This window comes from Rhizobium sp. AG207R (assembly GCF_027109195.1).
Classification (GTDB): domain Bacteria; phylum Pseudomonadota; class Alphaproteobacteria; order Rhizobiales; family Rhizobiaceae; genus Rhizobium; species Rhizobium dioscoreae.
Window position 1 is genome coordinate 189,677 of record NZ_JAEPVT010000004.1, and the last position, 10,942, is coordinate 200,618.

Annotated in this window: 7 protein-coding genes; 3 read left to right on the forward strand and 4 right to left on the reverse strand. The window is 60.1% G+C overall.

What is annotated here, in order from left to right; all coding sequences use genetic code 11:
• Positions 1–8: 8 nt before the first annotated feature.
• The 4 genes from JJQ51_RS10965 to htpG all read right to left on the reverse strand — a co-directional run bounded on the left by JJQ51_RS10965 (position 9) and on the right by htpG (position 6,324).
• On the reverse strand, positions 9–1,319 hold the full coding sequence (locus JJQ51_RS10965; RefSeq protein ID WP_113354371.1) for an HlyD family type I secretion periplasmic adaptor subunit: 1,311 nt from the start codon (positions 1,317–1,319) through the stop codon (positions 9–11).
• Positions 1,316–3,055, reverse strand: coding sequence for a type I secretion system permease/ATPase (locus JJQ51_RS10970; protein ID WP_113354370.1), 1,740 nt, complete (start codon positions 3,053–3,055; stop codon positions 1,316–1,318). Before JJQ51_RS10970 ends, JJQ51_RS10965 begins: the two co-directional genes overlap by 4 nt.
• Positions 3,056–3,389: 334 nt before the next feature.
• Complete coding sequence (locus JJQ51_RS10975; RefSeq protein ID WP_113354369.1) at positions 3,390–4,163, reverse strand: siderophore-interacting protein; 774 nt, start codon at positions 4,161–4,163, stop codon at positions 3,390–3,392.
• A gap of 271 nt (positions 4,164–4,434) precedes the next feature.
• Positions 4,435–6,324 (reverse strand): molecular chaperone HtpG, encoded by a 1,890-nt coding sequence (gene htpG, locus JJQ51_RS10980; RefSeq protein WP_113354368.1) that lies wholly within the window; start codon positions 6,322–6,324, stop codon positions 4,435–4,437.
• 324 nt (positions 6,325–6,648) lie between these two features.
• Between htpG and JJQ51_RS10985 the strand changes: the two genes are divergently transcribed.
• The 3 genes from JJQ51_RS10985 (at position 6,649) to JJQ51_RS10995 (ending at position 10,733) form a co-directional block, all read left to right on the forward strand.
• A complete protein-coding gene (locus JJQ51_RS10985; protein ID WP_113354366.1) occupies positions 6,649–7,287 on the forward strand; it encodes a hypothetical protein in 639 nt (212 codons plus the stop codon).
• A 205-nt stretch (positions 7,288–7,492) separates the two neighbouring features.
• Complete coding sequence (locus tag JJQ51_RS10990; protein ID WP_113354365.1) at positions 7,493–8,377, forward strand: AraC family transcriptional regulator; 885 nt, start codon at positions 7,493–7,495, stop codon at positions 8,375–8,377.
• A 169-nt stretch (positions 8,378–8,546) separates the two neighbouring features.
• The gene (locus tag JJQ51_RS10995) at positions 8,547–10,733 is read left to right on the forward strand and encodes a TonB-dependent siderophore receptor (protein WP_145634049.1); all 2,187 of its coding nucleotides are present in this window, start codon (positions 8,547–8,549) and stop codon (positions 10,731–10,733) included.
• Positions 10,734–10,942 lie beyond the last annotated feature (209 nt).

A 10,942-nucleotide genomic window follows, 5' to 3' on the forward strand; every position in this document is an offset into this window, starting at 1 on the left:
CTATATGCCTAATCCTCTTTGAACGCTCGCCTGATCTGGTCGGTCATCGGCTTTGTCAGATAAGCAAGGACGCTTCGTTGGCCCGTTTGCAGAAAGGCCTCCACAGGCATGCCGGGCAGCGGCGTAAGCTGCCCCAGCCGATCCCATTCCTGCTTTGCCACCTTGACCCGCACGACATAGTAGCTTTGCCCCGAACGCTGATCCGTCGTCAGATCCGCGGAGATCGTATCGACATGCCCGTTCAGCTCCGGGGTAATCCGTTGATTGAAGGCAGGAAAACGCAGGGACACCGCCTGTCCCACGGTAATCTGATCAATATCCTGGGGCGCGAGTTTCAGTTCTGCGACCAGCGCGTCCTTGTCCGGAACGATCTGCAGGATCGCCTCTGCCGGCGAAATGACTGCCCCTTCGGCATGGACGCTTAGCTGGTCGACGATCCCCGCCTGCGGCGCCTTGATGTCGATCCGCTTCAGATCGTCCTCGGCGGCGATAAGGCGCTCGGCAAACTGGCCGCTATCGCTTTCCGCCTGGCGCAATTGCTCGGATACTTCCGAACTGCGGTCGGCATCGATCTGCAGGATCTGCAGCTCGGTTTCCGCAATCTTGCCTTTGGTCTGGGCGACGGACGAGACGAGGTTTCCGAGATCGCCGTTCAGCGAAGCGCTTTCCCGCTGCAACGAGTAGACCTTCGTCGCCGAAATGATGCCCTGATCGAGCAGGCCTTCGAGGCTTCCGAGCTCCTTGGCGATGAGCGCGATTTCCCGCCGCTTGCCCTCTTCCTGGGCGACGAGACCGTCAATCTCCTGCCTGAGCTGCTGAATGCGCTCGTGAAGCTGCGATTTCTGCCCATCGCGCGATATCTGACGATCGCGAAAGAGCCGACGCTCGCCTGCCAGGATAGCTGCCACATCAGCATCTTCGGCAAACGAGAGCAGATCGGCCGGAAAGTCGATATCCTGCCGGCCGTCGCGCTCCGCTGCCAGACGCGCCGTGCGGGCAGAAAGTTCGTTGAGCCGTTTGCGGATGATCGAGAGGTTGGCTTGGGTCTGGGTGTCGTCAAGCCGGACGAGCACCTGGCCGGCGGCGACATGATCGCCATTCTTCACCAGGATCGCACGGGCGATCCCGCCCTTCAGATGCTTTACTGGCTTTACATAGCTGTCGACGACAAGCGTGCCGGAGGTGACGACCGCGCCGGAAATCTTTGTAGCGGCGGCAAGGCCGCCCATGACGCCGAACAACAGCAAAATGGCGGCTATCACCAACAGCGACAGGCGGCGGATCATTCGTTCGTTCGATGACGAGGCCTTGCCGATCATCCGTGCGTCTCCCCGCCGGCGATGGCCAGATGCGTCGTTCCGAGCTGCTTGGGCGACGGACCGAGGATGTCCTTCTTTGGCCCGAATGCCTGGACCTGGCCGCCGGCAACGATCATGACCCTATCGGCGGCGGCAAGAGCGCTTGGCCGGTGGGCAATGACGATCGCAATGCCACCCCTCTCCTTGACGCCTGCGAGGGCCGCCGTCAGTGCCGCTTCGCCTTCCGCATCGAGATTGGAATTCGGCTCGTCGAGAAGCACCAGAAAGGGATCGCCGTAAAGCGCCCTCGCCAGGGCGATACGCTGCCTTTGCCCGGCCGAAAGGCGCGATCCGCCTTCGCCGATCTTGGTATCGAAGCCATCCGGGAGTTTGACGATCATGTCGTAGACACCCGCCGCTTTCGCCGCCGCAATGATCGATTCGGTTCGCATGTCCTCAGCAAAACGCGAAATATTCTCGGCGATTGTGCCGTCGAAGAGGTCTACATCCTGCGGCAGATAGCCGATATGCTGCCCAAGTTCATCGGTATCCCATTGCGAAAGAGCGGCACGATCGAGCCGCACGGAGCCGATTGCAACCGGCCACAAGCCGGCAATTGCACGTGCCAGCGAAGACTTGCCCGATGCGCTCGGGCCGATGACGCCGAGTATGGTTCCCGCCGATATCTTGAACGAGACATTGCGCAGGATAAGATCGCGGCTGCCGGGCGACGTCACGGTGATATTCTCGACGCTGAGCTCCCGCGACGGTGCGGGCAAGGCGAAAGCCTGCTTCTCGGGCGGCGCGGCGTCGAGGAGTGCGGCAAGCCGAGTCCAACCCTGGCGTGCAGCCACAAAACCCTTCCATTGGCCGATCGCAAGCTCGACGGGCGCCAGCGCCCGCGTCACCAGGATCGAGCTGGCAATGATGATACCTCCCGTCGCTTCCTGGCGAATGACGAGGATCGCGCCGACGGCAAGGACACCGGATTGCAGCATCATGCGTGCAATCTTGGCGGCGATGGTCAGCGCGCCGACACGGGTGCTCGCTATCGCCTGGTGACTGAGATAATCCTCATTCATGACAGCCCATTTATCGGTGAGGCGGCCGGAAAACCCCATAGCAATAGCAGCCTCCCAGTTCCGCCGCGCAGCCTGAGCAAAGCCGAGGCGTGCTGCCGAAGACCTGGCCGCCTCCAGCGCCGGTCGACGCGACAGCATTTCGGCAGCCACGGTAATGCCGACGAGCAGCAAGGCGCCGCAAAGAGCCGTAAAGCCGATCCAAAAGTGGAACAGAAAGCAAAGGATCAGATAGAACGGCACCCATGGCAAATCGAAAAGCGCCGTCGAACCGGTACCGGAAAGGAAGGAGCGGATCTGCTCGAGATCACGCACCGATTGCAGCCCATCGTCCGACGTCTGTTTTTTGCTCGGCAGGAACAGAAGCGCGCCGAAGACCTTCCTGTTTAGACGCTCATCGAGCGACATGCCGATGCGCACAAGCAGCATGGAGCGCAGGAATTCGATTACGCCCTGAAACAGATAGAGGGTCACGACGATGATGACGAGACCGGACAGCGTCGGCAGGCTATGGCTCGGAATGACCCGATCATAGACCTGCAGCATGAAGAAGGAGCCGGTCAGCGCCAGCACATTGATGGCCGCGCTCGCCAGAGCGATGCCGATGAAGGCCTTACGAAGCGCCGACAACATCAATGCGACGAATGTCTGCGGCGGGTCTTTCGGGACGGCAAGCACCTTGCGTCGATCCTCAACATTGGCCGTCGCGTACGGCAGGGATTTACATGACGCCCAAAGCACCGCCTCCCGCTCGGCGCATGGACCTGCAAAGCGATCGCCTATGGCTTTGCCACCATTCCCGCTTCAAGCCTAACCTTCAACGATCCCTTGTAATTTAGGAAGTCGAAATCTATCCAGAATGCAGTTTCGGTGAACCCAACCTTATCGCGGAACGCCTTGTCCACTTGCGGGACAATTGCGCCATGAAATGGGGCAGCAGCCTGTTCCGGCAAGATGCCTGACCTATCATATTAGGATGAGCAAGCGGCATCTTGCCGCCTGCCTCCCGCATTCAGTCGAATTTCTCCGTCGTGTCCGCCTTGCCCTTGACCCAATAGCCGGACGCCTTGATCCAGCTCAGCGGATAGCCGCGGTCTTCGACGAGGTAGGAGCGCAAGGCGCGCGTGACGGAGGCTTCGGCGGCGATCCAGACGAACGTGCCGGGCACCACATCGATCGACTGCAATATCTTCAGAAGCGAGGACGGATCCGCCGCTTCCGAGAGAGGCCGATATGCCCAGCGCATATCCAGCTGCGCATCGGTTTGAAATGCCTGATGTTCATGAGCATCGGCAACCGCGGCGATCGCCGTTATATGTGCCCCCGCACGTGCCTCCTCAATCCGGCGGCCGATGGCCGGCAGCGCCGTCTCGTCGCCGATGAGCAGCCAGTTCTCGATATCTGCGGACACGACGGCCGAGCCGCGGGGACCGCCGATCTCCAGCCTGTCGCCGACGCGAGCGTCGAGCGCCCATTGCGTGGCAGGGCCTGCCTCATGGACGGCAAAATCGAGGACGAGTGTCCGCGCGTCGGTGTCGTATTGGCGAGGCGTATAGTCACGCCGCTCCATCTCCTCGCCGGCGCCCGGAACCATCACCTTGATGTGGTCGTCGGGCGCAAGGCTGACAAAATCGGCGAGATCTTCGCCGGCCAGCCGAATGCGCAGCATGCCGGGCGTGATCCTGTCGATGGCCGTTACAGTCAGAGTGCGCCGCTTCAGTTCATGGCGCACGCGCTCGATCTTCGGAGCGGAGATGGCCGGGTTGGAACTATGGGGGGTATCCATGGGTGTCCTTTCGAGGCACTTTGATCTCGATCCGCAGGACACAGTCGCGCAGACCGAAGCCGCAGAGCCGTTCGATCATACGCGTTGAGTGACGTTAACGCTTACGTGGCCGAGCGATCCGGCCAGTGTGCATGTCTTCTATAAAAGAGGACGTTTCCTCGCGCAACGAAAAGATGATAATTTTAGACAAGTTTCGCATCCGACGCCCACGCGGACGCAAGCTCTGCCGAGCAGGTCGGCACGGCCTTTCAAAGCCGTGCCGACTGATTGATTACTGCAGTGCCTTTTCCATCAGCCGCGCCAGTCGTTCGGCGAAGGCACGCGGATCGGCCGGCTTGTCGCCGTCGAGAACGCGGGCCTGATCGAGCAGCAGGAAAGCCGCATCGTCACGCAGGGACGGCGCATCCGCCTTGGCGGCAATCGCCTTGACGACCGGGTGATCCATATTGATCTCAAGGATCGGCTTGGCACCAGACTGCAGGCGGCCGGCGCCCTGCAGTATCTTTTCAAGCTGGCGGTCATAACCCTGCTCGGAGGCAACGAGGCAAACGGCGCTTTCGATCAGACGATCGGATGCACGGACATCGGAGACCTCGTCGGCCAGCTTCTGCTTGGCATAGTCGAGGAAGGCCTGGACTTCGGCGGGCGCGCTTTCGCTTTCCGGCTTGTCTTCGTCCTGCTTCTTGAATTGGGCGAGATCAGCGGAGCCTTGCGTGATCGACTTGAAGCTCTTGCCCTCAAATTCCGGAGCATTGGTCACCCAGAAGCTGTCGACGGAATCGGTCAGCAACAGAACTTCGATACCGCGAGCGCGGAAACCTTCGAGCTGCGGCGACGCCTTCAGCTGCTCGAGGCTGCCGCCGACGAGATAGTAGATCGACTGCTGGCCCTCCTTGGCATCCTTGATGTAGTCGGCAAGCGAGCGATAGCCATCTCCCGAGGTAGTCGTGCGGAAGCGCGAGAGCGCCAGAAGCTGCGAGCGGCGCTCGAAGTCCTCGTAGAGGCCTTCCTTGATGAGGCTGCCGAAATTCTCCCAGATCTTCAGGAAGGCGTCGTGATCGCTCTCCGCCTGCTTCTCGATCGCCGTGATGATACGATTGGTCACGCCCTTGCGGATCGCCGTCAGGATCGGGCTTTCCTGGATCATCTCGCGCGAGACGTTGAGCGGCAGGTCCGACGTGTCGACGAGGCCGCGCACGAAGCGGAGATAACGCGGCAGCAATTCGGCTTCATCGGTGATGAAGACGCGCTTCACATAGAGCTTCATGCGGCCCTTGCGGTCCGGATCGAAAAGATCGAAGGGCTGCGAGCCCGGCACGAAGGCAAGCGCCGAATATTCATGGCGACCCTCGGCGCGGAAATGCACCGTCAGCGCCGGCTCGTCATACTGGCCGGAAACGCCGCGATAGAAATCGGTGTACTCTTCAGACGTGATGTCGTTCTTCGATTTCGTCCAGAGCGCGGTGCCGTCGGTCAGCTGCGTCGCTTCCTCGCCGGGCTTTTCGGCGATCTTGATCGGCACCGGCACATGACCGGACTGTTCCTTGACGATGCGCTCGACGCTCCAGCGCGAGGCATAGCTCTTGGCATCTTCCATCAGATGCAGCGTAATGCGAGTGCCGCGCGCCGGTGCCTCGCTGACGTCAACAGGCGCAACGCTGTAGCCGCCCTTGCCATCGGAAGACCAGAGCCAGGCATCCTCCGCACCGGCGCGGCGCGAGATGACGTCGACGCGGTCGGCAACCATGAAACAGGAATAGAAGCCGACGCCGAACTGGCCGATGAGCTGCGCACCCTCGCCCTGCTTGTTGGCCTCGATTCGCTCCATGAAGGCGCGCGTGCCCGAGCGGGCAATTGTGCCGAGCGCTTCGATCATCTCGTCGCGGCTCATGCCGATGCCGTTATCCTCGACGATGAGCTTGCTGCCATCGGCATCAAGCGTCAGCAGGATGCGGCTGTCGGGATCGTTGGCAAGCAAGCCGGGATGGGCAATCGCTTCGTAGCGCAGCTTCTCGCAGGCATCGGCCGCGTTCGAGATCAGCTCGCGCAGGAAGACATCCTTGTCCGAATAAACCGAGTGAACCATCATGTGCAGAAGGCGGGCAACGTCGGCCTCAAAAACGTGGCTCTCGGCGGTATTTTCTGCGGTGGTGGTCGTCATAAGCGTCTAGTCTCCTGGGAATAAAAAAAGTCGCGCCGCACAGGTGGCGGAAGACAAGCGAAATTTCAAGCGGGCGTTGTCCCATAGAGCTCAAAACGAGCGAATGGGCCCGCTTCGCGTGCGGAAGCGTTCACGCGACGCTTCTGTCACGAGTTTATCACGCAGGATTGACAGCAGTGCGGCCCCACTGCGGCGTGGTGCCGCAGTGACTGCCATAAATTTGGCAGAGGCGAGACCAAGATCGAAAGGGTTCGCATCGATCGGCGCTCCAAGCCATTCAAGCGGGAGCCGATCCGACATGCTCTCAACGCAAAGGAGATCATCGTGCTAACCCTCCGCAATGCATTTCTCATCAGCGCCGGCCTTATCACAGCCACAGGATTGGCGAGCCAGGCCGTCGCTCAGCAGAAGATTGAGCAATCCGCCAATACGCACCAAATGACAGTTCGCCTGCCGGACGGCTCGCTGGAATTGATCCGCTACAGCGGTGCTCAGCCACCGACGATTACCTTCCGGGACGATCCGGCGTCGATGGCGGGCTTTGCTCCAATCGACGACGTCTCGCCCTTCGCCGACATAGAGCGCATCTCGGCTGCCATGGATCGCGAGGCTGCAGCCCTGATGAATGATCCGCGTCTTTTCGCGCCGTGGCCGGATGGCTCGGATAATCTCATGAAGATCGATCTGTCGAAGCTCCCCGCAGGCGTGAAAGGATATACGGTCATCTCGATGACATCGGGCAAGGGCACCTGCACGCAAACCGTGGAGTATTTCAGCTCCGGCAGCGGCAAGCCTCGGGTCGAGAAAACGAGCTCCGGAAGCTGCGGCCCGGCTCAGAGCCCGGCTCCTCGGCCGGCACATGCCGTCGCACCCCAGCCATCTCCCAACCATCAGCCGTCCAACGTGATCCAGGCTTCGTTTCAGCCCGATGCAAAAACGGTGAGATTGGCAGGTCTGTTCTAGGATACAGACCTTAAGTCAGTAGTATCGATCTCAAAGGCGGGATGCTCGAAAGGGCATCCCGTTTGTATTTGGAGACGCGGGTAGAGATCTTTTTGCATGGCAACCGCCCTCGCGCCCATGCGGATTGCTATCCTGGCAGTGTTGTTATAATAACTTGAGTTTAATTTGAAGGATTATTGCGCAGAAGCAACGCCGGAAGCAGCAAATGACGTTTCAGCCAAGAATGCAGAACAAGATCGGAGGCTTTTCCGTCATCGGCGGTATGCATCGCCGCCACTGGAACGGCATGGTTGCCGACATCTGGAACGTCAATTGCGCGGCGCAGGCTGGCGGATATTATGTGGCACGCGATCCGCGTCTGTTCATCCTTCTGGAACAGCGCGGTGCGGGTAAGACCAATGTCCGCCCCTCGCCTCGCGCGCAGGCCCAGCTGCAGGATTATAGTAGTGGTCGCATCTCCTACATTCCCGCTGGCATGGAGCTCTGGGTCGACATGGCAGGCGTCGAGTTCGTCCGCCACCTCGACATTCATTTCGACGCCGAGATCATCAGCCAGCGCCTGATGGAACATATCGACGCGGCGCGGCTCGACCGTCCGCAGCTGCATTTCAACGACCCGCGCATAATGGCGCTTGCCGAGCTGATCGCGGCCGAGTGTGAAAACCCGGAGCCGCTGCACGATCTCTACGGCGACGGCCTGACACTTTCGTTGCTGATCAATGTGCTGCAACTGCGCGGCACCCAGCCGCGCAAGCGCAGTGGCCTTGCCACCTGGCAGCTGCGGCGCGCGGTCGACTATATCGAAGAGAACTGCACGCGCGCCATCCGGCTGGAAGAACTGGCTGAATTGACCGGCCTCTCGCAGTCGCATTTCAGCCACGCCTTCAAGGCGTCGACGGGCCTGCCGCCGCATCAATGGCAAACGCAGGCCAGACTCGAAAAGGCCAAGCATCTGCTCCTGAACAGCGAGATGCCGCTGACAACCGTTGCCGTCGAAACCGGCTTTGCCGATCAGGCGCATTTCACCCGCGTCTTCCGCAAGAATGTCGGCGCTGCGCCTGCCAGCTGGAAGCGCAGCAGGCTTGCCTGAAAACCACAGCCCGCGAGCAATTGTAGGTTTTGCGGAGAATTGCCCAAAAACATTCAATTTCCCCCGTGACAGACAAGCCGCGCCTGTAAATATGAGTTAACTGCTCATCTTATCGACGGATCGGCCACCGGGGCTGAACGGGCGCAAGAATTCGGGACAATTGACGGAAATGCAGGGATTGAAGCAGGACGTATCGCGAGCGCGGCTCATGGCAACGGGCGCAGCCCTTATCGCGCTGCTGGCGGGCTCCAAGGTCATGGCGCAGGAAACGCCGACGGAGTTGCAGCCTTTGGTTATTCAGGGTTCGCAACAGAAGAGTGAAGACAACGGTACCGCGCCGGTTAAGGGCTATGTCGCCAGGAAGACCACGGCAGGCTCAAAATCCGACACACCAATCACCGAGGTACCGCAATCGGTCTCCGTCATCGGCCAGCAGGAAATGCAGGATCGCGGCATCACCAACAAGGTGGATGAGGCTCTGCGTTATACGCCCGGCGTCACCGCGCAGCCCTTCGGCAATGATGGCGATACCGACTGGTTCTACATTCGCGGCTTCGACGCGACGCAGAGCGGCGTCTTCATGAATGGCCTGACGCTCTATAGCTACGGCTTCGGTGGCTTCCAAATCGATCCCTATATGCTCGAGCGCGTCGAAGTGCTGAAGGGGCCTTCCTCCGTGCTTTATGGCGGCGCCAATCCGGGCGGCCTCGTCAACATGGTTCGCAAGGAGCCAACGGACATTCCGCAATATTCGACCGAGATCGGCATCAACAATCTCGGCAATGCCTTCGTCGGCTTCGACTTTTCCGACAAGCTTTCGGCCGACGGCGTCTATCGCTACCGCCTGACCGGCAAGATCGCCGGCGGCGACACCTATAGCGATGGCACCCACGACCTGCGCGGCTTCATCATGCCGCAGGTCACCATCTCACCCGATGAGTCCACCAAGCTGACCGTCTTCGGCATGCTGAGCGGCCTGGATGAAATCCATAGCGGCAACGGCTTCTTCCCCTATGTCGGCACCGTTGTCGATGCGCCCTTCGGCAAGATCAAGCGCGATGCCTTCTATGGCGAGCGAAGCATCGATAATCTCAAATATGCCCAGCAGATGCTGGGCTACGAATTCTCACACGATTTCGACGGCGGCTGGACCGTGTCGCAGAACGCGCGTTACGGCCATCTCTACAAGCGCGAGGAAGGCCCCTATCTGAACGGCTATGTCGACGGCAATCCGCTCAGCCCTGGTTATGACGATCCCAACTACATGCTGAACCGCATCGGCTTCTTCGAGCGCTCAAAGGTCGATACGTTCTCCGTCGACACACGCGCGGAAAACAAGTTCGACACCGGCCCGATCAGCCATGATTTCCTGATCGGCACGGACTATTCGATCTACCGCCTCGACCAGATCCAGGCGTGCTGCGGCTCCAATCCGATCAGCGCAACGAACCCGGTCTACGGCACGCCGCAGGGAACCAACTTCGTCTACCTCAATCAGGTCATGACGCAGCAGCAACTCGGTATCTATACGCAGGACCAGATGCGCTTCGGCGATGGCTGGCTGGTCACGCTCAACGGCCGTTACGACTTCGTCGACACCAATTCCGACTCGAAGGTCGGCACAAGTTACAAGTCGAACGCATCAGCGCCAAGCGGCCGTGCGGGCCTCGCCTACGAGTTTTCCAACGGCATCACGCCCTATGTCAGCGCCGGCACCTTCTTCAATCCTCTGATCGGCACCAGCGTCAGCGGCGGCGGCCTGACCCCGGAAAAGGGCGAGCAATACGAGGCCGGCATCAAGTATGAGCCCGACTTCATCGACGGCCTGTTCACGGCGTCCATCTTCCAGATTAACCGCAAGAACATGGCGCTGACCGATCCGGTCACCTTCCTGCAGCGCCAGGTCGGCGAGGTCCGCTCGCGCGGTGTCGAATTCGAAGGCAAGGTCAATCTAGATGATAATTGGAAGCTCCTCGGCTCCTATTCCTACACGGATCTGACGATCACCAAGGACCTCGACTCCTCCATCATCGGCAACTCGCCCTATCTGGTGCCGAATTCCACCGCATCCCTTTGGATCGACTACGCCTTCACGAGCGATGCGCTTGACGGGCTCAGCATCGGCGCCGGCGTGCGCTACCAGGGCAAGTCCTGGGCAGACCAGGCCAATACGCTGCGTGTACCCTCCGCAACGCTCTTTGATGCGGGCATTCGCTACGAGAAGAAGGGCTGGGGTGCGGCGCTCAACGTCTCGAACCTGTTCGACAAGGAATATGTCTCGGGTTGCGCCGGCGAGAATGTCTGCGGCTACGGCGAAGCGAGAACCATCACCTTCAAGCTCAGCAAGAAGTGGTAAGTTGAGGATTAAGGTATACTTTTATTTTCAATCATGGCAAGGAACCGGGGGATTGCCGCAACGCAATCCTCTAACTCGTTTCAAAACGAAGGCAACGCTTACGCATGACGACGCAGTGGCTGCGAATTTACCGCGTCGGCGCAGGGATGCTTGCCCAGTCACAGTGCTGCAGCCTGGTCAGCTATTTCCAATGACAGCAGGAAACGCTC

Excerpts from the sequence above, each read along its gene's own strand:
- JJQ51_RS10965 (WP_113354371.1), bottom strand. The coding sequence starts at position 1,319 with ATGATCGGCAAGGCCTCGTCATCGAACGAACGAATGATCCGCCGCCTG.
- JJQ51_RS10975 (WP_113354369.1), bottom strand. The coding sequence starts at position 4,163 with ATGGATACCCCCCATAGTTCCAACCCGGCCATCTCCGCTCCGAAGATC.
- htpG (WP_113354368.1), bottom strand. The coding sequence starts at position 6,324 with ATGACGACCACCACCGCAGAAAATACCGCCGAGAGCCACGTTTTTGAG.
- JJQ51_RS10990 (WP_113354365.1), top strand. The coding sequence starts at position 7,493 with ATGACGTTTCAGCCAAGAATGCAGAACAAGATCGGAGGCTTTTCCGTC.
- JJQ51_RS10995 (WP_145634049.1), top strand. The coding sequence starts at position 8,547 with ATGCAGGGATTGAAGCAGGACGTATCGCGAGCGCGGCTCATGGCAACG.